This is a genomic window from Delftia sp. GW456-R20, from assembly GCF_001622915.1.
Classification (GTDB): domain Bacteria; phylum Pseudomonadota; class Gammaproteobacteria; order Burkholderiales; family Burkholderiaceae_C; genus Comamonas; species Comamonas acidovorans.
Genome location: NZ_LWCN01000004.1, coordinates 1,734,579 through 1,756,745 on the forward strand (window position 1 = coordinate 1,734,579; position 22,167 = coordinate 1,756,745).

Here is a 22,167-nt window from a genome sequence, read left to right on the forward strand (position 1 = left end):
CATGGACCAGCCATTGCTGCAAATGCGGGGACTGCGCAGGGAGTTCCCCGCCGGTGACACCACGGTCGCCGTGCTCAAGGACATCGACCTGACCATCGAGGCCGGCGAGATGGTGGCCATCGTCGGCGCCTCGGGCTCGGGCAAGTCCACGCTGATGAACATCCTCGGCTGCCTGGACCATCCGACCTCGGGCAGCTACCGCATCGCCGGCCGCGAGACCGGCGAGCTGGGCCCCGATGCGCTGGCCGCGCTGCGGCGCGAGCATTTCGGCTTCATCTTCCAGCGCTACCACCTGCTGGCCGACCTCACGGCCCAGGGCAATGTGGAGCTGCCATCGGTCTACGCCGGCACGGCGCCCACGGACCGCCATGCGCGCTCGGCCGCCCTGCTCGAACGCCTGGGCCTGGCCGACCGCATGCAGCACCGGCCGGGCCAGCTGTCGGGCGGGCAGCAGCAGCGCGTGTCCATTGCCCGCGCGCTGATGAACGGCGGCGCCGTCATCCTGGCCGACGAGCCCACGGGCGCGCTGGACAAGGCCAGCGGCGAGCAGGTCATGCGCATCCTGCAGGAGCTGCATGCCGACGGCCACACCATCATCCTGGTCACGCACGACATGGCCGTGGCGGCCCACGCCTCGCGCGTGATCGAGATCAGCGACGGCGCCATCATCGCGGACCGGCGCAGCGCCCCGCATGAAAGCAAGCCCCCGCTGGAGGCCACAGCCGCCCCGCGCGCCGCCTCCTGGCGCATGTTCGGCGACCGCTTCGGCGAAGCGCTGCGCATGGCGCTGCGGGCCATGAACGCCCACCGCCTGCGCACCTTCCTGACCATGCTGGGCATCATCATCGGCATCTCTGCCGTGGTCTCGGTGGTGGCGCTGGGGCGCGGCGCGCAGCAGCAGGTGATGAACCAGATCAGCGAGCTGGGCACGAACACGCTGGACATCTTCCCCGGCAAGGACTTCGGCGACACGCGCGCCGCCGCCATCGAGACCCTGGTCGCCGCCGATGCCCAGGCCCTGGCCGAGCAGCCCTACGTGGACAGCGCCACGCCCAATGTGTCGGTCAGCGTCACGGCGCTGTACCGCGAGAACGCGGCCATGGCCCAGGTGACGGGCGTGGGCTTCGAGCATTTCCGCGTGAAGGGCCTGCGCCTGGCGTCAGGGCGGTTCTTCGACCAGCGCGACGTGGACCTGCACGCCCAGGTCGCGGTCATCGACCAAAAGACCGCCACCGCGCTCTTCCCCGGCAACCCCAGCCCGCTGGGCGAGGTGGTGATGCTGGGCGAGATGCCCGTGGAGATCGTGGGAGTTCTGCGCCCCGCGCAAAACAGCTTCGGCGGCTCCACGCCCACCTTCTTCGTGCCCTACACGGCAGCCGCCACGCGCCTGGTCGGCAAGTACCACCTGGACAGCATCACGCTGCGCATCAAGGACGAGGTGCCGGCCGAGATCGCGCTGAAGGCGGCCACCAGCCTGCTCACGGAACGCCACGGCACCAAGGACTTCTTCGTCTGGAACTCCGACCAGATCCGCCAGGCCATCACGCGCACCAGCACCACGCTGACGCTGCTGGTCTCTGCCATCGCCATGATCGCGCTGCTGGTGGGCGGCATCGGCGTGATGAACATCATGCTGGTGTCGGTCACCGAGCGCACGCGCGAGATCGGCGTGCGCATGGCCATCGGCGCGCGCCAGTCGGACATCCTTCAGCAGTTCCTGATCGAGGCCGTGCTGGTCTGCATCGTGGGCGGCATCCTGGGTGTCTCTCTGGCGCTGAGCCTGGGCCTGGCAGTGAGCCTGTCGGGCTCCAGCTTCCAGCTGTCGTTCTCGGCCGCCTCCATCGTGCTGGCCGTCGCCTGCTCCTCGCTCATAGGCATCACCTTCGGCTTCCTGCCCGCGCGCAGCGCGGCGCGCCTGGACCCCGTCCAGGCCCTCTCCAGAGATTGACATGCATATGCTCAAGACCAGCGCGCTGGCATGCGCCGTGGCCCTTGCGGGCTGCGGCGCCATCACGCGCACCCCCTACGAAGCGCCACAGGTGGCGCTGCCCGCGCAGTTCGAACATGCGCAGGCATCGTCCCCGGCAGCCACGCCCACGCCCACGCCCACGCCCATGACCGATGCCTGGTGGCGCGGCTTCGGCGATCCGCGGCTCGATGCCTGGATTGACCTGGCGCTGGCGCGCAACCCAGACATGGCCACGGCCGGCATCCGCGTGCGGCGTGCCGCGCTGCAGGCGCAACTGGCAGGCCATGCGCTGCTGCCCCAGCCCAGCGGCAGCGTAGGCACGGGCGCCAGCCGCCCGCTGTCGGGCAGCCAGCGCAGCACCCTGGAGAACGCCAGCGCCACACTGGGCGTGGCCTGGGAGCTGGACCTGTTCGACCGGCTGGGCGCGCAGCGCGATGCCGCCGTCTTCGAAGCACAGGCCAGCGTGCAGGACAAGGATGCCGTGGCGCTGTCGCTGACCACCACCACGGCCAGCCTGTACTGGCAACTGGCGCTGGCCAACGAGCGCCTGGACATGTCACGCCAAAGCCTGGAGTACGTGCGCCGCACCAACGACCTGGTGCAGGCCCAGTACCGCAGCGGCGCAGTGTCCGGCCTGGAGCTGCGCGAGGCCCGGCAGACCCTGGCCGAGCAGCAGGCCCTGCTGAGCCAATACACCCAGGCCCGCGCCGAACTGCGCCAGGCATTGGCCGAATTGCTGCAGGGCGCCGAGCCGCCCGGTGGCGAGCCCCAGGCGCTGCCCGTGGCCGACCTGCCCGCCGTGCAGGCGGGCCTGCCCGCCGACCTGCTGGGACGCCGCCCCGACCTGCGCGCCGCCGAACTGCGGCTGCGCGGCGCCCTGGCCGGCAGCGATGCCACGGCCGCCAGCTACTACCCCCGGCTATCGCTCACCGGCGGCCTGGGCACCTCCAGCAGCACCCTGCTCGATGTGCTGGCCAATCCCGTGGCGGCCCTGGGCGCCAACCTGGCCCTGCCGTTTCTCAATGTGCGCGAGATGCGGCTGAACACCGCCATTGCACGCAGCCAGTACGAAGAGGCGGTGGTCAACTTCCGCAAAACGCTGTACGCCGCGTTGGCCGAAACGGAAAAATCCCTGTCCGCCCGCACCGAACTGGCCCGCCAGGAAGAGGCCCAGCAGCGCGCCACGCAGGAATCCGTGGAAATCACGCGGCTGTACGAAGCGCGCTACCGCGCCGGCCAGGTGCCGCTGCGCACCTGGCTGGACGCCCAGGAGCGCCGCCGCGCAGCGCAGCTGGCCCTGTCCGCGCTGCACCTGGCACGCCTGCAGAACCAGCTCACGCTGCACAAGGCCCTAGGCGGAGGGTGGCCGGCTTCCTGAAGCCACCACCCACGGTCCGCCAGAGTCAGAACGAATGCGCCATGCCCACGTAGAAGCCGGTCTGGCTGCCCCCAGGCGCCGGGTTGTTGTTGGTGGTCTCCACCGAGAAGTTCGCATTGCCGCCATTGCGCACATTGCCCACGCTGGCGTACAGCAGCGTGCGCTTGGACAGCGCGTAGTCGGCGCCCGCCATGAACAGGTTGGCGCTGCCGCCGCCCTTGTTGACCGTGGTGCGGTAGCCCGCCCCGATCAGCGTCAGCGGGCCTGACACCTTGTAGCGCGCGCCCATCCAGTACTGCCGCGCCTTGTTGGGCACGCCGGCCGCGCTGTCGGGCGCGGACAGCTGCTCATAGCCCGCGAACAGCTTGAGCGCGGACAGCGTCACCGTGCCGCCCAGCGTCAGGTTGCGGGAGGTGGTGTAGAGATCGCTGAAGCGGCCATTGGCATCGCGGGCCACGTCGTAGATGGCGCGCAACTCGAACGTGGGCGCGGTATAGGACACGGACAGCGCATCCTTGCGCAGCCGCGATGCGCCCTGCGGCTGCTCGCCCAGGCCGGTCAGCGCCAGCACGCGCAGTCCGCCCCAGCTGGGCGTTTCGTAGGAAATCATGTTGTCATGCCCGCCCCAGTTGCGCCCCCGCACCAGCGTGGCCGAGCCGATGAACTGCTGGCCCGTGGGGTCCAGCGCCCAGTGCGCATCCGAGATCGACAGGTCCTTGCCCAGCTTCAGCGTGCCCCAGCCGCCGCGCAGGCCCACGAAGGTGCGGCGGTTGAAGAAACCTGCGCCGTTGAATTTGGCATCGTCGATGCTGAAGCCCGACTCCAGCGTGAACAGCGCGTGCAGCCCGCCGCCCAGATCCTCCTCCCCCTTGAAACCCAGCATGCTCGTGCCCCACTGGTTGCCCACGGCCCGCCACAGATTGCCAGAGCCCCCCGTGGCCGGGTCGTACACATTGCTCTGGTAGTCCACCCCCGCGACCACACGCCCATAGAGCGTGACCGAACTCTGGGCCTGGGCCGCCAGGGCCGTGCCCAATGCAAGCGCGGCCAGGCCAGCGCTGCGGATCATGCGTTTATTCATCTCCCTCTCCTCCTTGACATTGCCGATTGGCGAAAACCCCCATGGCCGCAGCACGGCTGCCATGGGGAGCAGCTTGAAGCCGGTCGCCAGCCCTTTTTCTTGTTCTTGTGCTTCTTGTTCTTGCGGGCGCATGCAGTCCCGTGGTTGCGATGCCCTGCAGGCTCCTTTCATGAATTCTCCGCAGGGATGGCGCCGGGCCTGAACGATTCATGCGCAGACCTATGCATTTGCGGCGCGGGTGCCCCGGTGTTTTCCCCTGGAAGGGGGGCGGAGCGACGTTCGGGGATGGGGCATGGCCGCCGGATGCTCAGTCCGCCGCAGCATCTGCCAGCCGGAAAATGCAGGCCATGGGAGTCCACTTGTCGCCGGGAGGTGTCCAGGGCGTGGGCGCCTGGAAGGTCCACATCAGCGCCTCCCATTTGCGCAGCTTCGGGTCGATGGCAGCGGCCAGGGACATGGCCCGGGGGTCATGCACCGCGTCATCGGTTTCCATGACCATCACCATGCGCGTGCCAAGGCGGTGGATTTCCATGCCGGTGACGCCATGGCTGCGCAGATGCGCCGCCACCTCCGGCCAGATCCGGTGATGCAGGGCTTCGTACCGGGCGATCAGCGCCGGATCATCCCTGAGGTCGAGTGCAAGGCATTGGCGCATGGTGTCTCCATGGTGGTCAGGTCAGCGCGCGGTCCAGGTGGGTGTAGCCGCCATCGACGAACAGCCATTGCCCCGTGGTGTGCGATGCCCGCTCGGACAGAAGAAAGACGACCGTGTCCGCAATCTCCTCGGCCGCCGTCATGCGCCGGCCCAGCGGAATCCGGGCGCTGATCTGTTCCAGCTGGCGCCCGGGGGCGTCGAAGCGGCCCAGCCAGTGCAGGTACATCGGCGTCATCACCTCGGCGGGCACTACGGCATTGACGCGCACGCCATCGGCTGCCAGCGCGGCAGCCCATTCCCTGGTGAGCGAAAGCTGGGCCCCCTTGGCCGCGCAGTAGCCGCTGGCCTGGCCCTGCCCGGTCAGCGCGGTCTTGGACGAGATGTTGACGATGGCGCCACGGCTGGCCTTGAGGTGCGGCAGGCAATGGTGGGCCATGACGTAGTAGTGCACCAGGTTGGCCTGCAGCGAGCGCACGAAGGCGTCGCGCCCTGCCTCCAGGCCCACGCCGTCATTGATGCCCGCGTTGTTCACCAGGCCGTCGATGTGGCCGCAGTCCGCCGCAGCGCGGGCCACCATCTCCCCGCATGCCTGTTCATCGACCAGGTCGAAGCGGAAGTGGCGGGCCCGGGGCTGCAGCTCCATGAGCTGCGCCTCGAACCGCGCGGACATGGTGTCCTTGCCGCAGATCAGCGGAACCGCACCTTCGCCGGCCAGCCGCAGCGAGATGGCCGCCCCGATGCCGCTGGCACCGCCCGTGACGATGAAGGTCTTGTCTTTCAGGTTCAGGTCCATGCTGCCTCCCATGTGGTCAGGTCATGCCTTGCGGCTGCAGGCCGTAGCAGCGCGCGGCGGTGCCGCCCCACAGCGCCTCGCGCTCGGAGGCCGACAGCCGCGACGACGCCCAACCATCCACCAGCTCAAAGACCGTGGCGTATGGCGCGGCCAGCAGGCAGACCGGCCAGTCGGAGCCAAACATCAGCCGCTGCGGACCGAACACCTGCAAGGCCGTGTCCAGGCATTGGAGCAGGCAGGCCCGGTCAGGCTCGCGCAGGCCGGATCGCCAGTCGGCCTCGGTCACCAGGCCCGAGAGCTTGCACGCGACATGCGACAGCGGGGCGAAGCGCTGCAGCGATGCCTGCCAGCGGCCGAACGCGGCCTGGGCCTGGCCCTTGTGCTGGTCCCGCGCCAGCCCGGCCAGTGGCGGCTTGCCCAGGTGATCCAGCACCATCCAGTGCGCGTCATGCCGTGCACACAAGGCGACGGCCGCGTCCATCTGGTGGTCGAACACCAGCACGTCGTAGGCCCAGCCCTGTCGCTGCAGCACGGACAAACCGCGTGCGAATGCCGCAGAGCGCAGAAAAGCCGAGGCATCAGGCTCATCCTGCACCTGATGGCGCCACCCGCACAGCGCCGGCTCGGCACGCCAGGACTGCAGGCGCTCGCCAATGCCGTCGCAGACCAGATCCTCCCATCCCACGACGCCGCAAATCCCGCCGTGCCGCCGCGCCAGATCCAGCAGGTATCGCGTTTCATCGACACTGCCCCTGGCCTGCACGGCAATGGCGCCGGTCAGGCCGCAGGCTTCCAACTGCGGCAATACCTGCTCCGGCGTGCAATCCACCGCCAGCGCCTGCATGCCCTCGCCTATCCAGGGATAGTCCCGGGCGCTGTAATGCCAGAAGTGCAGATGCGCGTCTATGCGCTGAAGGGAAGGTGCTTCGTCCATGGCTCAGGCCGGGAAGCGGTATCTGTGGAGAGATTCCGGCTTCATCGTGATGGAAAAGCCGGGCGCACCGGGAGGCATATAGGCCGCATTGCGCACCACGCAGGGATCCACGAAGTGCTCGTGCAGATGGTCCACGTACTCGATCACGCGCCCGTCACGCGTGCCGGACACGCATACGAAATCGATCATGGACAGATGCTGCACATACTCGCAAAGGCCCACGCCCCCGGCATGCGGACACACGGGCAGACCGTACTTTGCGGCCAGCAGGAGTACCAGCAGCACCTCGTTGACCCCTCCCAGCCGGCAGGCGTCGATCTGCACCACGTCGATGGCGCCACGCAGGATGAATTGCTTGAAGAGAATGCGGTTCTGGCACATCTCTCCGGAGGCGACCTGGACCGGGGCAACGGCTTCGCGCACCGCGCGGCGGCCCTCCACATCGTCAGGGCTGGTCGGCTCCTCGATGAACCAGGGCCTGGCAAAGGCCAACTCCCGCACCCAGCCGATGGCCTGCCCCACCTCCCAGGCCTGGTTGGCGTCGATCATCAGCTGGCGGTCCGGCCCCAGCACCTCGCGCGCGATGGACACGCGCCGGATGTCGTCCTGCAGGCTGCGCCCCACCTTGAGCTTGACGTGGTTGAAGCCGCCGGCCACCGCCTCGCGGCACAGGCGGCGCAGCTTGTCGTCGTCATAGCCCAGCCAGCCAGCCGAGGTCGTGTAGCAGGGATAGCCCTCGCGCTCCAGCACGCCGATGCACTCGGCCTTGCGCGGCGACTGGCGATGCAGCAGCTCCAGCGCCTGGGCTTCGGTCAGGGCATCCGTCATGTAGCGGAAGTCCAGCGCGCGGACGAACTCCTCGGGCGTGAAATCGGCCACCAGGCGCCACAGCGGCTTGCCCTCGGCCTTGGCCCACAGGTCCCACACGGCATTGACCACGGCGCCGGTGGCCAGGTGCATCGCCCCCTTGTCCGGGCCGATCCAGCGCAACTGGCTGTCGGAGGTGATGTGGCGCCAAAAGCGCCCCATGTCCTCCCGGATCCAGTCAAGCTCCGCGCCCTCCACCAGGTGCCGCATGGCCGCGATGGCAGCGCAGCAGACCTCGTTGCCGCGCCCGATGGTGAAGGTCAGCCCGTGCCCCTCAAGGCCGGGCGTATCCGTCTCCAGGATCACATAGGCGGCGGAGTAGTCCGGGTCCGGGTTCATGGCGTCAGACCCATCCAGGTGACTGGAGGTCGGAAAGCGCACATCGAGCACGCGCAGGGACAGGATTCGCGTCATGGTCTTCTCATGCCTTGCCGGTTGTCGAGGGATTCGGTTGCACGCGGGCCGCCACCATCGTCTGGCGCTGCTCGCCCAGGCCGGCGATGCCCAGCCGCATGGCCTGCCCGGCACGCAGGTACATGGGCGGCTTCTGGCCCATGCCCACGCCCGGCGGCGTGCCGGTGGAGATCACATCGCCCGGTTGCAGGCTCATGAAGCGGCTCAGGTAGCTGATGAGGAAGGCCACGCCGAACACCATGGTGGCCGTGCTGCCGTCCTGCATGCGCCGGCCGTCCACATCCAGCCACATGCGCAGCGCCTGCGGATCGGGCACCTCGTCGGCCGTGACCAGCCAGGGCCCCAGCGGGCCGAAGCCGTCGCAGCCCTTGCCCTTGTCCCAGGTGCCGCCGCGCTCGAGCTGGTACTCGCGCTCGGAGATGTCGTTGACCACGCAATAGCCCGCCACGTGCTGCATGGCCCGGGCCTCGTCGATATGGCGCCCGCCCTGGCCGATGACCACGCCAAGCTCCACCTCCCAATCCGTCTTCACGGAGCCGGGCGGAATCTCGATGGCGTCGTCCGGGCCGCAGATGGCACTGGTCCACTTGCCAAACACCACGGGCTCGGGCGGCACCTGCATGCCGGCCTCGGCCGCATGGTCCGAGTAGTTGAGGCCTATGCACACGAACTTGCCCACCCGCCCCACGCAGGGGCCCAGACGCAGCGTGTGCTGCGGCACGCCCTCCACCAGGGGCAGTTGCAAGGGGTCCAGGGCGGCCAGTTGCGCCAGGCTGTCCGGCAGCAGCACAGGGCCGGCAATGTCGTCCACCACGCCCGAGAGGTCGCGCACACGCCCTTGCGCATCGAGCAGGCCCGGTCTTTCATGGCCCCTGGGGCCGTATCGCAGCAATTTCATGGCGCGCTCCTGTGCAGTTCAGTTGGACCAGCCACCGTCGATCACGCTCAGCGTGCCGGTGACGAAGCGGGATTCATCGCTGGCGAGATAGGTGGCCAGCGCGGCGATCTCCTCGGGCTGGCCTACCCGCCCCATGGGCTGGCGCGCCACGAAGGCCGCGCGCACCTGCTGCAGCGGCACGCCCTGCTGCCGGGCCTGGCCGGCGATGCGCGCCTGCAGCGACGGGGACTCCACCGTGCCAGGGCAGATGGCGTTGCAGCGTATGCCCTGCGTGACGAAGTCGGCCGCCACGGCCTTGGTCAGCCCGACCACGGCAGCCTTGGTGGTGCCATAGGCATGGCGAAGGGGCACGCCCTTCACGCTGGAGGCCGCGGACGACATGTTGATGATCGAGCCGCCGCCCTGGGCCAGCATGGCGGGCAGCAGGGCGCGGATGATGCGGTGCATGGAGGTGACGTTGAGCTGCCACGCAAAGGCCCAGTCCTCGTCGCTGCAGTCCAGGATGCTGCCGTGGTGCACGAAGCCCGCGCAGTTGAGCAGTGCGTCGAAGGCCCTCTCCTGCCCGGCCAGTGCAAGGATGTCGGCCGCATCCGTCACATCCAGCCGCCGCGTGCGCAGGCCATCCCTGCCCTCCAGCTCGGCCAGCGCCTGCAGATTGATGTCGGTGGCCAGCACGCTGGCCCCCTCGCGGGCAAACATCAGCGCGCAGGCACGCCCTATGCCCTGCCCGGCTGCGGTGACGAGAATGTGTTTTCCGGCGAGTCTCATGGAGCCATTCCTTCCCTTGAAAAGGGTTCTGCACGGGCGATTCGCGGGCCGCGCCTATTGCTGCTGCTCACCTGCGAGCCGGGCCAGCATCAGGGCACCGAGGATGATGGCGCCGTAGATGGCCTGTATCCAGAACGATGGCACCTGGGCCAGCGTCAGCAGGTTCTGCACCACGCCCAGCAGCAGCACGCCGCACAGCGCACCCGACATGGAGCCCTTGCCGCCATCGAGCGAAATCCCGCCGATGACGGCCGCCGCGAACACCGTGAAAATCATCGAGCTGCCCTGGTTGGCATTGATGGCGCCCACATAGCCCGTGACCACCAGCCCGCCCACTGCGGCCAGCACACCGGCCAGCACGAAGACGCCCCAGGTAATACGGTCCAGATTGATGCCCGCCGCGCGCGCCGCATGGGGGTTGCCGCCAATCGCATACAGCGCGCGGCCCAGCCGGTGGTGGCGCAGCACCACGGCAGCCGTGCCGAACGCCAGCGCCGCCAGCCAGACCGACAGCGGCAGCCCCAGCAGCGTGGCCGTGGCCAGGGCGAAGAAAGGCTGCGGCATGTCGAACAGGGTGCCGCCCCTGGTCGCGCCCACCAGCACGCCGCGCAGCACGATCAGCATCGCCAGCGTGACGATGAAGGCATTGAGCCGCAGCCTGACGACCAACAGGCCATTGAGAAAACCCGTGCATGCGCCCACGGCCGCGATGGCCAGCAGCCCCGCCGCCGCCGGCCATTCCGTGCCAAAGCCCCCCGAGGCTGCGGGAATCACCAGCATGGCGCCCACCGCTGGCGCAATGCCCACCGTGGACTCCACCGACAGATCGAACTTGCCCGTGATGATGATCAGCGACTCCGCCAGCACCACCAGCGCCAGGGCTGCCGAGGCCCCCAGGATGCTGACCAGGTTGGCCGGTGTCAGAAAGCTGGGGCTGGTCAAGGCTCCCAGCACGAACAGCAGGGCCAGCGCAGGGACCAGCGCATAGTCGCGCAGCCGGTGCAGGGCGAGCCGCCCGGCGGCCGGCACGGGCACAGCCGTGTTCGGCGAGACAAAGGCTTCAGTGCGCATGCAGGCTCACTCCTTCCATGGAGGCAATCAGTTCACCGTCGTCCCAGCCTCTGGCGAGTTCGGCCACCACATGGCCATGCGACATCACCAGCACGCGGTCGCAGATGCGCAGGTCGTCCAGCTCGCTGCTCGCCAGCAGCACGGCCCGGCCCAGCCTTCGCTCACCCTCCACCACGGCCAGCAATGCCTGCCGGGACTTCACATCCACACCCGCAGTGGGATCGATGAGCACCAGCACATCGGGCTCGCTGGCCAGGGCGCGCGCCATCACCACCTTCTGCTGGTTGCCGCCCGACAGGCCGGACACGGCCTGCTGCGGCCCGCTGGCCGCCACATCGAGTGCACGCATGGCCGACAACGCTGCCGCCTGCCGGCGCGCCGGCGCAACGAAGCCGAACCGGCCCAGCCTGTCCATGATGGTCATGGTGGCGTTCTCGGCAATGGACTGCCCCGGCACCAGGCCCTGGCGGTGCCTGTCCTGCGGCACGCAACCCACGCCGTGCGCCAGCGCGGCGCCTACATCGCCGGGCGGCAGCACGCGGCCCGACACCAGGATCCGGCCTGCCGTGGTGCGCCGCAGGCCCGCCACCGCCTCGCCCACGGCCGTGCGCCCGCTGCTGGTGGAGCCTGTCAGCCCCACGATCTCGCCACGCCGCACCTGCAGGCTGACAGCCCCGAAACCCTTGCCGCACACCTGCTGCAGCGCCAGCACCACGGGGGCAACGCCCGTGCCCCAGCCTGCCAGGGGTGCGTGGGCGGCGCAAGGCGAGCCGGCCAGGCTGTCCCGCTCGCCCGTCATGGCCTCGATCAGTGCCCGCCGGGGCAACTGCGCCACCGGCGCCGTCACCACATGGCGCGCATCGCGCAGCACGGTCACCGTCTGGCAAATCTCATAGATCTCCTGCAAGTGGTGCGAGATGAAGAGAAACGTGACGCCGCCTTGCTGCAGATCGTGCACGCGCCTGAGCAGCCGCCGCGTCTCATCGTGGTCCAGCTGCGCCGTGGGTTCGTCCAGGATGATGAAGCGCGCGCCCAGCGACAGCGCCCGTGCGATCTCCACCAGTTGGCGCGCCTCAACCGTCAGATCCCCGGCCAGCGCATCCTCGTGCACATCGATCTGCCAGGCATCCAGCAAGGCCCTTGCCTCGCGCCGCAGCACCCGCCAGGAAATCCAGCCATGGCGCAGCGGCTGCCGGTTGATGAACAGGTTCTCGGCCACCGACAGCTCGCCGATGATGGTCGAATGCTGGTAGACACAGGCCACATGCTGGCGCCAGGCCATGCGGTCGGCCACCGCAGGCGCGGGCTGGCCGTTGAAGAGGATGCTTCCCGTGCCGGGCTGGTGCAGGCCGGTCAGCAGGGCGACCAAGGTGGACTTGCCTGCGCCGTTGCGGCCTGCCAGTGCATGCGACTCGCCCGGCATGACCGCCAGGCTCACATCGTGCAAGGCCGTCGTGGAGCCGAAACGCAAGCCGAGCCCACGCGCCTCCATCACCGGCGTGCCCGGTCTGTCCAGCGGGGACACAGGTGGCATCGTCATGGCTGGTTCGCCCACAGCGACTTGTCATCCACGTTCTCGCGCGTCACGACGGGCGCGGGCAACTGGTCCTCCAGAATGCCCGGAGCCACCTCCACGATGCGGCTGCCATGCGGGGTGGGCCCGGGCTTGAACTTCTGCCCGGCCAGCGCTGCCTTGATGTAGTACAGGCCGAACTTTGCGTAAAGATTGGCGGGCTGCGAGATGGTGGCGTCGATCTCGCCCTTGCGGATGGCGTCCAGTTCCTGGGCGATGCCGTCGTTGCTGATCACCACGATGTGCCGCGGATCGCCGGCCGGATACAGCAGCCCCCTGCGCCGCAGCGTCTGCAGCGTAGGCGCCAGATAGACGCCGCCCGCGTGCATGTAGATGCCCTTCAGGTCCGGATGGGCGGACAGCAGGCCATCGAGCGCGGCAGCGGCGGCATCGGACTTCCAGGCCGCGGGAATCTCCAGCACCTGCAGCGCCGGGAAATCCTTCATGCAACTGCGGAAAGCCTCAGCCCGATCACGGCCGTTGACCGATGCCAGGTCGCCCATGATCTGCACCACCTTGCCCGCCTTCACCTGCGCGCCCAGGTACTGGCAGGACCGCGTGCCATAGGCGCGGTTGTCGGCACGCACCACCATCGCCACCTTGCCCCGGGTAGGCGCCACGTCCACCGCCACCACAGGAATCTTCCCCTGCTCGGCCAAGGCGAGCGCGCGACCAATGGCCGCCGAATCCAATGGCGCCACCACCAACCCCTTGGCGCCGAGGTTGATCAGATTGGCCACATCGGTGATCTGCTGGGCCGGGTCCTGGTTGGAGTTCACCGGCGCCAGGATGTCGACCCCGATGGCCTTCGCCATTTGCGGGAGGTAGCCGTTGTAGGCCTGCCAGAACGGAGAGGTCAGCAGCGGCAGGTTGACCCCGATCCTGCCCTGCGCCGGGCCGGGTTCCACCGCCAGCGCAGCCCCCGCGCATGCCAGCGCCGCGACAGCGGCTGAGAACCGCCAAGCCATGCCGACCCGTTTGGCCGGTGCCTGAGAAACGCCATGCAGTGCTGCCATGGAACTGGCCTCCTCATGTGTGCCGGGACTCCGGCGGTGCGGCGGTGTGACGGGATCGCCTCTTGCCTATGACCAAAATGCCTTGGCTCGGCAAGATCATTCATCCATGAATTTATTATTTATGAATAAATTCAAACTCGGCACCTATGGTTTACCCAGAGCATTGCCCCGATGCGCAAGGCATCCTCCAAAACAGGATCAGTCCTATCCCGAACGTAAGATCTGCACGCATGAGCAAAGCACTGGACAACGCAGAAGACAGCGAGCGCTACCGCGCGCCGGCACTGGACAAGGGGCTGGACATCCTGGAGCTGCTGGCCGAGCACCCCGATGGACTGACGCGGGCCGAGATCGTCAAGGAACTGGGCCGGGGCCCCAGCGAGATCTACCGCATGCTCGAGCGGCTGGTGGCCCGGCAATACGTGATGCGCTCAGCCGGCGGTGACCGCCATGCGCTCAGCCTCAAGATGTTCGCGCTGGCGCACCGCCACCCGCCCGTCAACCGCCTCGTGACCCAGGCCCTGCCCGTCATGGATGCCTATGCGCGGCAGGCCGAGCAGTCCTGCCACCTGGGCCTCTACGACCGTGGCAATGTCCTGATCGTGGCCCAGGTCCCCGGCCCCGGGAACTGGGGCCTGTCGATCAGGCTGGGCGCACGCGTCGGGCTGCTGGACACCGGGTCAGGCCATGTGCTGCTGGCCTGCCAGACACCCGAACGCCGCGCGCAGATGCTGGCCGAGCACACGCCTTTGGAAGGCGAGGTACATCTGCCCGAGGCACAGCTGCACGACATGCTGGAACAGATACGCAGCACGGGCTACAGGCAGAGCGAAAGCCTGCAGTCCTATGGTGTGGTGGACATCTCCTACCCCATCCTCGGACCCGATGGTCAGGCCATGGCTGTGCTCACATCTCCCTATATCCGGCGGATCGATGAGCATGCGGGTCCCTCGCTGGACGCTGCGCGTGCACTGCTGCTGCAGGCCACGGGACAGCTATCACTCAACAGGCAAACGCACGGTGAAGGATGAGGGTTGGCAAGCGAGACTTGCCGGGCGCATGGACAGCCAGGGACGCATGTGCCGCTACCGCACCAAACAGGTAGACAACCCCATTCCATCTTTCGCACAGCCGTGTTATTGGTTAAAAACTAATACTTTCATCACACTGTGAAGTCATGCATGACCTAACGCAAGAGTTGCAGTTCGGGCGTTGATTATTCTTATGAAAATCGTATAATTAATTACCACTCCATAATTCAAAGCGATGCTCGATTTCAATAAAATTTTGAATTGCCAATTGAATGCAACTCCTTTCCGCTGGGCGGAAATATCTGACCTGTATTCCGCACAGGATTGTGCTTCGCTTGCTCAGACTTACCCATCCGATCACTTCCGGACCATAGAAGCCTATGGGGGAGAAAAAGACTATCGATACGATGCCCGCTCCTTGGTTCCCATGGGCGAAAATCGCATATCCCGCCCAGAATACCTAAGTCCTAGCTGGGTAAGGTTCGCTCAAGACTTGATTTCCAACAATTACCGCAATGCCATGTCATCCCTCACAGGCATCGATTTGTCCAATTTCCCCATGGAGGCGAATCTTTACCACTATGGATCCGGGGCACTTCTCGGGCCACACCGTGATCTTCCAGAGAAAAAGGTTACGCATGTGTTCTATTTCAATGAGCACTGGCTTCCGGCAGACGGTGGTTGCCTTGCAATATTGAACTCATCAGATGCAAAGGACGTCGCAGCCCTTGTCAACCCCATTGTCGGGAACTCGGCAGCCTTCGTGCGTTCAGATGATTCCTGGCATGAGGTGACCCAGGTCTCTGCACGGGTACGTGAATCGCGTCGCAGTGTGACAGTGACTTTCTATCAGCCGGGGTCCATAAGCTCAATGTGGCCACCTGGCTCGGAATTGGAATTGCACGACTATGTTGGAGGCTGAAGCAGCTTGCACCAACCAGCACAATCGCCGTTTGCATATTGATGAGCATTTCTTCGGCCTGTCTCGAAACTAGAAGCATATGCCCAAAATAGCATTCGGAGACATCGCCAAGCCAATTATTCCGTGGCAGCACAGGCATTTGATACAGGCCATTGTCATGCGCGAAATAGATTCGCGCTATAGAAACTCGGTCATGGGTTGGCTATGGTCAATCATCAGCCCATTTTTTACGCTGATGGTTTATACCCTGGTATTCAAGAATGTATTCTCAGTCAAATGGATCGGAGGTAACGGCTCATCTTTTGAGTTTGCAATTCTCATATTCATTGGAATGACGGTTTTTGGGCTATTTTCAGAATGTGTCACCCGTGCGCCGGCATTGATCACATCCACACCCAACTATGTGAAGAAAATAGTCTTTCCTCTTGAGATCTTGCCATGGACAAGCCTTGGAGTAGCGGTATTTCACATGGGTATCAGCCTGCTGGTCTTGCTTGCTTTCTACAGCTTGGTGATCGGGCTGCCTCATTGGACTGTCATTCTCTACCCTGTGATATTGCTGCCGCTGCTACTCATGACGGCGGGACTTTCATGGATCTTCAGTGCCATCGGCGTTTATTTTAGGGATGTGGGGCACATCATTGGTGCGCTACTATTGCCTTTGATGTTTTTGACTCCCATTTTCTATCCGACAAGCACTTTGCCTGCTGAGCTGAAAGGCCTGATCGAACTCAATCCATTGGCTCAAGTCATCGAGAATGCACGGATGGTGCTCTATTGGGGGAAAACACCGGATGCGATGCCTTTGCTTGCATCAACTCTTGCGTCCGGTCTTTTCGCCTTCCTGGGACTCTGCTTCTTCCAGAAAAGCCGTGAGGGGTTTGCCGATGTCCTTTGATTTCTCCATCGAGGTTGAAGCGCTGAGCAAATGCTACCGGGTCTATGACAGCCCGCAGGACCGGTTCATGCAGATGCTTCCCTTTGGGAGACGGCGACGATTTCGCGAGTTTTGGGCACTGAAGGATATCTCTTTTCGCGTCAACAAAGGCGATGCCGTCGGGATCATTGGTCGAAATGGGAGCGGAAAATCCACTTTATTGCAGCTGATTTGTCGCACACTCAATGCCAGTGCTGGAAATATCGTGACCAGAGGGAAGATCGCAGCCTTGCTGGAATTGGGCTCAGGCTTCAACCCCGAGTTCACAGGCAGAGAAAATGTCTACCTCAATGGCGCATTGCTCGGCATGGACAAAGCGGCAATGGATGCCCGCTTTGATGAAATCGCTGATTTTGCAAATATCGGTGATTTCATGGATCAACCCACCAAAACCTATTCAAGCGGAATGCTTGTTCGGCTGGCGTTTTCCGTGTCTGTATGTATCGACCCAGATATTCTGATCATTGATGAAGCATTGGCGGTGGGAGATGCCTCATTCCAGTTCAAATGTCTCGGGCGGCTGGAGGCACTGGCACAAAAAGGGACGACACTGCTTTTTGTATCTCACGATATGAGCATGGTTAAGAGATTCTGCAACAAGGCCATTTACCTCAGTGAAGGAAGGTTGAAATCAATAGGCTCCCCTGAAGAGATGGCGGAAATGTACTTACTCGATATGAGGGATGAGCAACGCCAATGGGCCAGCGGCGGCGCCACGCCTGTAGCATTGAAGACCACAGTGAATGATGCGCGTATCGCCTTCGGCACTACAGAGGGTGAAATCATCTCCGCCCACTTCACCAACACAGGCAGTCACTACTCATCATTCGTATTTGGCGAGACCATCGACATCAGAATCAATTGTCGATTTCATCAATCCGTCCTCTTGCCCAATATCAGCCTCACCGTACAAGAGGCAAGACTTCTTGTGGTGGGTGGGAAAAACTTTCAAATCTCTTCCCGCATGCCGTGTGGCGAATGGTTGGAAGCAAGCCTCACCTTCCGCTTTCCAGCCAAGCTGGCACCCGGTCGGTATCACATCACCATCAAATTGATGAATGGACATACTGAAGAGACATCTCTGCTGATCGACAAACAAGTGGGGTTATTGAGCTTTGACACGGTCACCGGGCGCAATACTCCATTTCTCGGAATCGTAGATCTGGGGATTGAGCTGGATACATCGGCGCCCAACAACCAGAAATCAACCTGATGGATCAGGGAGCCCTCATGACACCGACAGCGAAATCCGATTCAAGAAAACTGTTCGAGATCAACGCATCCTCTATCTGAAACAGCATTTCAAGCAATGCCATTGAACGCGGGTTGCTTTCCACAAAATTTCCAGCAATTCCGTGCAAGGCAAATTGCAATATATTCCCACCACAGGGATTGAATGCACATTCAACAAAGTTCTCGGACAGTACTTTTCGTATATCCTGTGACCTGATGGCCTCGGACGGGTCAACCCTTGCCACTTCAATCGGATCGGGCAGTTGGACTGCATGCTGCACCTTTCCAAAATGTTCCACTTGAAAAGACCGACGATACGCAGGTGGCAGCAATTGAAACGCGCTGGAGATGACGGTACGCTGGAATTCGTTGAACGCAAACTGATTTGCTCCTACGTATTCATTGAAAAACACCCATCCCCCAGGCTTAAGTGCCGCACGAACGGATTGGCAAACCAATTCCAGATGCTTTATGTGGTGCAGAGATCCATTGAACCAGACAGCGTCGTAGATCCCGCTTCCCAGCGGAACGCTTTGAACATCCCTGACAAAATAGTTGATATTGTCTGCCCCCATTGAACGAGCCTCGGCTCTGGCAATATCGATGGCGCCAGAGGCAATATCAATGGCATCAAATTCTCCAAAAGCGTTCAACCGGAACAGTTCGCGTTCCAGAGAGCCACTTCCGCAACCAATGCTCAACATTTTTGCGGAGGACTGCGGGCGATCAAAAAATTCCTCCATGCAATAGGTTCCCCACCATTCATGCCGGGTACCGGCACAGGCCTTTCTCTGAAAACGCCGCTGTACGACCGGAATGGCAAGCCAGTACAGTTGCGGAGAAAACGCATCGGAGCTCGCCACATTCTTCGACCAGTGCGCCGCGGTAATTTCTTCGTCAGAAATCATGTGAGCCTTTCGGTGTTGCGGTTATTGGTATGGGGCGTCCATGCACCCCACTTTTTCTCGAAATACGCCTGATTCCGGTCCCAGATCGCCTGATACTCACCTGAGTCAATCAGCTTCTTGAACGAAGCTTGTCCATAGTGATGAACAAAGGAGTCTTCCGCACACACAGTCCGATACCCAGCCGACTGTATTCGGCGGCAGTAGTCATCATCTTCAAACATGCCAATGCCGAACGCTTCATCAAGCTCACCGATTTCATCGAACACCTCACGACGCATTGCCACGCAAAACATGGCCAATACGGAAATTTCAAAGTGACGCCCCTCGTTTGCAATCGTATAGCGAGCGGCAAACTCGTGCATTTGCTCTATATTGACGTAGTCAACGGCGATCTTCGCCTCATTTCCCACGGAGTTGGTTACCGGCCCCACCAGACCTATGTCACTGTTCTGCAAATGCCGAAGCATGGACTCCAGCCAATCGTTGGTGACCACGGTATCGTTGTTGAGGAGTACGACATACTTCCCCTCGGCCTGCGCAATGCCTTGGTTGTTGGCCGCAGCGAAGCCACGGTTTTGATCGTTGATGATCAATTTCAACTTCAAGCCCGGGAATTGACGCTGCATGCTGCGTAGCATGTCACGAGTGTCATCCTGGGAAGCATTGTCCACGATGATCACTTCGTAGTTGGGATACATCGTACGGGCCACAATGCTCTCAATACACTGTCGCGTCAGATCGGCGTTGTTGTAGCTGACGACGACGATGGAACATTTTTCATACAAGGTCTGCAGCGCCTGTTCCATTGAAAGATAGCGGTGGTGCCAGTCATTATTTTTGGCCAGCTGAATTCGGCGCTGGGTCAGACCTGGATCATTTTCCTTCAGCGCAACCTCGACCTTGTTCAGGAAATCCGCATATTCCCGGGCGAAGTAAACGTAGTCTCCATATATTGTCATCTCCTCCAGAGGAACACTGACAACGGGCTTGCCCACGCTTATGTATTCATAGAATTTCACAGGATCCACCGCATGGGTGACCTTGTTCAATTTGAATGGGATCAGGCAGACATCAAAGCCATGCAGATAGCGTGGCATGTATTCGTAGGCCTTCTTCCCCAGCAAGTGCACATTGGGCAACCGATCTATTCCAGCCAGATCCTTGACGAAGCAATCGCCGACAAGCACAAAGCTCCAGTTCGGGCGGTGTGCCGCCAAATAATGCACGAGTTGGAAATCAACCCAGGGAGCCAGTGCACCGTAGAATCCGATGACTGGTTTTTCCAAGTGTGCCAGAAGCTCATTCTTCACACAGTTGGACGAGAAAAATTCAAACTCCACCCCGTTTCTGACCAGGATGCATTTCTTGCTGGCGGCCTGCCACTTCTTCTCAAGCAAGGAAGCCGTGACAGTCACCAGATCAGCTTTGTCGATCAGGATTTCTTCCTCCTGGAGAAGTTGCTGACCTATATCTGGAAAATCTGCCCACTCATCCATGCAATCGTATTGGAGGCGCCAGGCTCGCTTCTGCTGGAGTTCGACCGCCAATGCTGTCCAGTAAGACAGGTGAACAACGATCAGCGCCTCTCTGATCTTGGCGTCCACCATCAACCGTGCCAATGATCTGTTGGCGGCGCCCCTATTTTCCTGAGACATCCTGTGCGCATAGAAGTCTTCGGAATCATGAAACTCAAGCCCTATTTCATAGATATTCGAGGCAACCTGCTTCATGACATACGGTTCGCCTTGTGCCGGCATGATGGAGCGCGCAATATAGAAAATGCGATGCCCCTTGGCCGCGAATTGAGACATGATATGCTGCGGCCGCTGGTAACGGGCAGACCACTCGATGTTGGCAAAACAGACAATATCCATTTTCCCGTTGCTGACCCCAGGAAACAATGCTTGCTCATCTCCTTGCAGAGATTGAAGGGCGTGCAGCTGGCTTGACAGTTGGTTCTTGAGAGACTCCGAGTGCAACAGGGCCTTTAACCGGCTGGGTAGCAGCATGTTCCCCAGGTTTCGAGCCAATCGGGAGCGGTCTGCAATCAGATGCAGGCCATCGACCATCAGGTATCGGAAGCTTTTCCTTCGCCGCTCAAGCGTCAACTTTATTGCAGCAACTTCGCTCCTGAGCCATGCAATCCCCACATCACGCGATGCAATGATATCTTTGCTGTGTTTCAGCTCCCGCTCCAGCTCATCAATGGTCTGTCGCAAGGCGAGGATTTCCCCACGTGAAACTCCAGATTGCCCTCCCATGCCGGACTGATCTACCTCCCCTTCTGGGATACCGACAGTGGAGGAACATAGCGATTGCTCTTCAGTATTATTTTTCATGGAAATTGATAGGATGGATCCGAATCGAATGGCTGGTTGGTATGACCTCGGACGCTCTTTCAATGAATCATCAGCAGGCCTGCATTGACTCAATCAATTTTCCCCTGCAATCCCGTCTCCGCTGTTCCGCTTTTATCACTCTCAAGAAGAAACGGCAGTGACATCAGGAATTTGTTCATTGCGATCCTTGAACTCGAGCCGCTGGACTTGATGGAATCAGCCACCTGGTCCCAATGCTGCCTCACTTCATCCCGCGCATTCGCCATCAAATCCAATGGACTCTTTCGACCAATACGACTGCTCAGCCAGTGTGGATCATCACAATCCATCGTAGACAATGGATACACGGTGCTGAACCTCGACAGTGCGGTGAATTTCCCTATTGAAATATCACTGGGCGTAAATACAGGAATTCCTGCACAAAGTGCAGTTATCGCAAGATGATAACTATGACCAGCAACACCTTCTGATTCTGCGACCAGTGCCGCGAGAACCATGGGCGATGGCCATTCAGGCAGGCTGTAGGTATTTGGCAATTCTCGATCAATGAACGCCTCATGGTCACACAGCACCGGGCCCAGACGCAAGAGAAGAAATTCGAGGTCTGGCAACTCGGAACGAAACCGTTTGATGTGGTCTGTGAATTTTTCCAGATTCTGGGTCGCCTGAATGACTACATAAGGCTTCCTCAGGCCCAGTTGCTCCCTAAGAATTCTGGCCTCTTCTTGCGCAGGGTGGTCATTCATATGCTGACCCAACGAAAATGCCGTGTCGGGAACCAGCTTCACACGGTCATGATCCACGAATTGTTCCAGTGCCTTCTTGCTGGGCTCATCACGCACCGCAATGTAGGGGCTGGACTGCAACACCAAGGAAAGCAACGGATGGCTCCACTGCGGTATTTCATTGCAATGCATGCCCGGAGCATTCCAGATGACCGGTATTCCAAGCTGGACCCCGATCAAGGCTGGGGTCAACCAATATCCTGTGGGATGATGAATCCACGCTTCGGTCGGCACATATCCAGGCGCGACGAATGAGTCGAAGCGAATGATGAAACCACCACCTATCAAAATGGCATCGAGTTCAATCGCCATGTTGGGCAGATCGGCAAGAGAAACCACCTTGTATGGCCAATCCTTCAGAGATTTGGCATGGTATGAAAACGGAATCAGTTCCACCGAACCCAGCCGTTGCGAAAGCTCCATTTCCGCAAGTATCGGAAAAAGCAAATCTCCATAGTTTTGAACGTCAAAAGTACCAAAGATACCTATGCGCCATGGTCTCTTTTTTTCTTGCGTATCTGACTCAAATTTAGTCATATTTTCGTATCCCAAGTGCGGTGCTACCTAAACTCAAATAATAATATCGTTAGCAACT

At 62.1% G+C, this 22,167-nt stretch carries 19 protein-coding genes; 6 read left to right on the forward strand and 13 right to left on the reverse strand.

What is annotated here, in order from left to right; translation table 11 throughout:
• The first annotated feature begins 1 nt into the window (after position 1).
• Together A4F85_RS13115 and A4F85_RS13120 are read left to right on the forward strand one after the other, a co-directional pair.
• Positions 2-1,948 carry a MacB family efflux pump subunit gene (locus tag A4F85_RS13115; RefSeq protein WP_063326820.1) on the forward strand — a complete coding sequence of 649 codons (1,947 nt, stop codon included), beginning with the start codon at positions 2-4 and terminating at the stop codon, positions 1,946-1,948.
• A 1-nt stretch (position 1,949) separates the two neighbouring features.
• Positions 1,950-3,347, forward strand: coding sequence for an efflux transporter outer membrane subunit (locus A4F85_RS13120; RefSeq protein WP_063326821.1), 1,398 nt, complete (start codon positions 1,950-1,952; stop codon positions 3,345-3,347).
• A gap of 25 nt (positions 3,348-3,372) precedes the next feature.
• Here the strand turns inward: A4F85_RS13120 and A4F85_RS13125 are convergent, their stop codons facing one another.
• The 10 genes from A4F85_RS13125 to A4F85_RS13170 form a co-directional block, all read right to left on the reverse strand.
• Complete coding sequence (locus A4F85_RS13125) at positions 3,373-4,428, reverse strand: porin (protein ID WP_063327975.1); 1,056 nt, start codon at positions 4,426-4,428, stop codon at positions 3,373-3,375.
• A gap of 307 nt (positions 4,429-4,735) precedes the next feature.
• Positions 4,736-5,083 carry an L-rhamnose mutarotase gene (locus A4F85_RS13130; protein ID WP_063326822.1) on the reverse strand — a complete coding sequence of 116 codons (348 nt, stop codon included), beginning with the start codon at positions 5,081-5,083 and terminating at the stop codon, positions 4,736-4,738.
• 16 nt (positions 5,084-5,099) lie between these two features.
• Positions 5,100-5,876, reverse strand: coding sequence for an SDR family oxidoreductase (locus A4F85_RS13135; RefSeq protein ID WP_063327976.1), 777 nt, complete (start codon positions 5,874-5,876; stop codon positions 5,100-5,102).
• A gap of 16 nt (positions 5,877-5,892) precedes the next feature.
• A complete protein-coding gene (locus A4F85_RS13140; protein ID WP_063326823.1) occupies positions 5,893-6,810 on the reverse strand; it encodes an amidohydrolase family protein in 918 nt (305 codons plus the stop codon).
• A gap of 3 nt (positions 6,811-6,813) precedes the next feature.
• Positions 6,814-8,091, reverse strand: a complete 1,278-nt coding sequence (locus A4F85_RS13145) for an L-fuconate dehydratase (protein ID WP_063326824.1) — start codon at positions 8,089-8,091, stop codon at positions 6,814-6,816.
• A gap of 7 nt (positions 8,092-8,098) precedes the next feature.
• Positions 8,099-8,989 carry a fumarylacetoacetate hydrolase family protein gene (locus tag A4F85_RS13150; RefSeq protein ID WP_063326825.1) on the reverse strand — a complete coding sequence of 297 codons (891 nt, stop codon included), beginning with the start codon at positions 8,987-8,989 and terminating at the stop codon, positions 8,099-8,101.
• Between the two features lie 18 nt (positions 8,990-9,007).
• Entirely contained in the window at positions 9,008-9,757 is a 750-nt protein-coding gene (locus A4F85_RS13155; protein ID WP_063326826.1) for an SDR family oxidoreductase, read from the reverse strand.
• Positions 9,758-9,811: 54 nt separating this feature from the next.
• Positions 9,812-10,828, reverse strand: a complete 1,017-nt coding sequence (locus A4F85_RS13160) for an ABC transporter permease (protein WP_063326827.1) — start codon at positions 10,826-10,828, stop codon at positions 9,812-9,814.
• Positions 10,818-12,368, reverse strand: a complete 1,551-nt coding sequence (locus A4F85_RS13165; protein ID WP_063326828.1) for a sugar ABC transporter ATP-binding protein — start codon at positions 12,366-12,368, stop codon at positions 10,818-10,820. Before A4F85_RS13165 ends, A4F85_RS13160 begins: the two co-directional genes overlap by 11 nt.
• The gene (locus tag A4F85_RS13170; RefSeq protein WP_063326829.1) at positions 12,365-13,369 is read right to left on the reverse strand and encodes a sugar ABC transporter substrate-binding protein; all 1,005 of its coding nucleotides are present in this window, start codon (positions 13,367-13,369) and stop codon (positions 12,365-12,367) included. The genes A4F85_RS13165 and A4F85_RS13170 overlap by 4 nt, the downstream gene beginning before the upstream one ends.
• Before the next feature lie 278 nt (positions 13,370-13,647).
• Between A4F85_RS13170 and A4F85_RS13175 the strand changes: the two genes are divergently transcribed.
• The 4 genes from A4F85_RS13175 (at position 13,648) to A4F85_RS13185 (ending at position 17,520) form a co-directional block, all read left to right on the forward strand.
• Positions 13,648-14,448 carry an IclR family transcriptional regulator gene (locus A4F85_RS13175; protein WP_063326830.1) on the forward strand — a complete coding sequence of 267 codons (801 nt, stop codon included), beginning with the start codon at positions 13,648-13,650 and terminating at the stop codon, positions 14,446-14,448.
• Between the two features lie 235 nt (positions 14,449-14,683).
• Positions 14,684-15,370 carry a 2OG-Fe(II) oxygenase gene (locus A4F85_RS29640; protein WP_082848200.1) on the forward strand — a complete coding sequence of 229 codons (687 nt, stop codon included), beginning with the start codon at positions 14,684-14,686 and terminating at the stop codon, positions 15,368-15,370.
• Positions 15,371-15,449: 79 nt separating this feature from the next.
• Positions 15,450-16,268: an ABC transporter permease gene (locus tag A4F85_RS13180; protein WP_063326831.1), complete on the forward strand. Its 819-nt coding sequence runs from the start codon at positions 15,450-15,452 to the stop codon at positions 16,266-16,268.
• On the forward strand, positions 16,258-17,520 hold the full coding sequence (locus A4F85_RS13185; RefSeq protein WP_063326832.1) for an ABC transporter ATP-binding protein: 1,263 nt from the start codon (positions 16,258-16,260) through the stop codon (positions 17,518-17,520). The genes A4F85_RS13180 and A4F85_RS13185 overlap by 11 nt, the downstream gene beginning before the upstream one ends.
• A gap of 4 nt (positions 17,521-17,524) precedes the next feature.
• On the opposite strand, the gene A4F85_RS29645 is transcribed toward A4F85_RS13185, so the two are convergent.
• The 3 genes from A4F85_RS29645 to A4F85_RS29650 all read right to left on the reverse strand — a co-directional run bounded on the left by A4F85_RS29645 (position 17,525) and on the right by A4F85_RS29650 (position 22,109).
• Positions 17,525-18,448 carry a class I SAM-dependent methyltransferase gene (locus A4F85_RS29645; protein ID WP_197485490.1) on the reverse strand — a complete coding sequence of 308 codons (924 nt, stop codon included), beginning with the start codon at positions 18,446-18,448 and terminating at the stop codon, positions 17,525-17,527.
• Positions 18,445-20,787 (reverse strand): glycosyltransferase, encoded by a 2,343-nt coding sequence (locus tag A4F85_RS13190; RefSeq protein WP_082848201.1) that lies wholly within the window; start codon positions 20,785-20,787, stop codon positions 18,445-18,447. The genes A4F85_RS29645 and A4F85_RS13190 overlap by 4 nt, the downstream gene beginning before the upstream one ends.
• Before the next feature lie 89 nt (positions 20,788-20,876).
• A complete protein-coding gene (locus tag A4F85_RS29650; RefSeq protein ID WP_082848202.1) occupies positions 20,877-22,109 on the reverse strand; it encodes a polysaccharide pyruvyl transferase family protein in 1,233 nt (410 codons plus the stop codon).
• Positions 22,110-22,167 lie beyond the last annotated feature (58 nt).

Coding starts and splice junctions, on each gene's coding strand:
- A4F85_RS13115 (WP_063326820.1), top strand. CDS start 2: ATGGACCAGCCATTGCTGCAAATGCGGGGACTGCGCAGGGAGTTCCCC.
- A4F85_RS13120 (WP_063326821.1), top strand. CDS start 1,950: ATGCATATGCTCAAGACCAGCGCGCTGGCATGCGCCGTGGCCCTTGCG.
- A4F85_RS13125 (WP_063327975.1), bottom strand. CDS start 4,428: ATGAATAAACGCATGATCCGCAGCGCTGGCCTGGCCGCGCTTGCATTG.
- A4F85_RS13130 (WP_063326822.1), bottom strand. CDS start 5,083: ATGCGCCAATGCCTTGCACTCGACCTCAGGGATGATCCGGCGCTGATC.
- A4F85_RS13135 (WP_063327976.1), bottom strand. CDS start 5,876: ATGGACCTGAACCTGAAAGACAAGACCTTCATCGTCACGGGCGGTGCC.
- A4F85_RS13140 (WP_063326823.1), bottom strand. CDS start 6,810: ATGGACGAAGCACCTTCCCTTCAGCGCATAGACGCGCATCTGCACTTC.
- A4F85_RS13145 (WP_063326824.1), bottom strand. CDS start 8,091: ATGACGCGAATCCTGTCCCTGCGCGTGCTCGATGTGCGCTTTCCGACC.
- A4F85_RS13150 (WP_063326825.1), bottom strand. CDS start 8,989: ATGAAATTGCTGCGATACGGCCCCAGGGGCCATGAAAGACCGGGCCTG.
- A4F85_RS13155 (WP_063326826.1), bottom strand. CDS start 9,757: ATGAGACTCGCCGGAAAACACATTCTCGTCACCGCAGCCGGGCAGGGC.
- A4F85_RS13160 (WP_063326827.1), bottom strand. CDS start 10,828: ATGCGCACTGAAGCCTTTGTCTCGCCGAACACGGCTGTGCCCGTGCCG.
- A4F85_RS13165 (WP_063326828.1), bottom strand. CDS start 12,368: ATGACGATGCCACCTGTGTCCCCGCTGGACAGACCGGGCACGCCGGTG.
- A4F85_RS13170 (WP_063326829.1), bottom strand. CDS start 13,369: ATGGCTTGGCGGTTCTCAGCCGCTGTCGCGGCGCTGGCATGCGCGGGG.
- A4F85_RS13175 (WP_063326830.1), top strand. CDS start 13,648: ATGAGCAAAGCACTGGACAACGCAGAAGACAGCGAGCGCTACCGCGCG.
- A4F85_RS29640 (WP_082848200.1), top strand. CDS start 14,684: ATGCTCGATTTCAATAAAATTTTGAATTGCCAATTGAATGCAACTCCT.
- A4F85_RS13180 (WP_063326831.1), top strand. CDS start 15,450: ATGCCCAAAATAGCATTCGGAGACATCGCCAAGCCAATTATTCCGTGG.
- A4F85_RS13185 (WP_063326832.1), top strand. CDS start 16,258: ATGTCCTTTGATTTCTCCATCGAGGTTGAAGCGCTGAGCAAATGCTAC.
- A4F85_RS29645 (WP_197485490.1), bottom strand. CDS start 18,448: ATGATTTCTGACGAAGAAATTACCGCGGCGCACTGGTCGAAGAATGTG.
- A4F85_RS13190 (WP_082848201.1), bottom strand. CDS start 20,787: ATGAAAAATAATACTGAAGAGCAATCGCTATGTTCCTCCACTGTCGGT.
- A4F85_RS29650 (WP_082848202.1), bottom strand. CDS start 22,109: ATGACTAAATTTGAGTCAGATACGCAAGAAAAAAAGAGACCATGGCGC.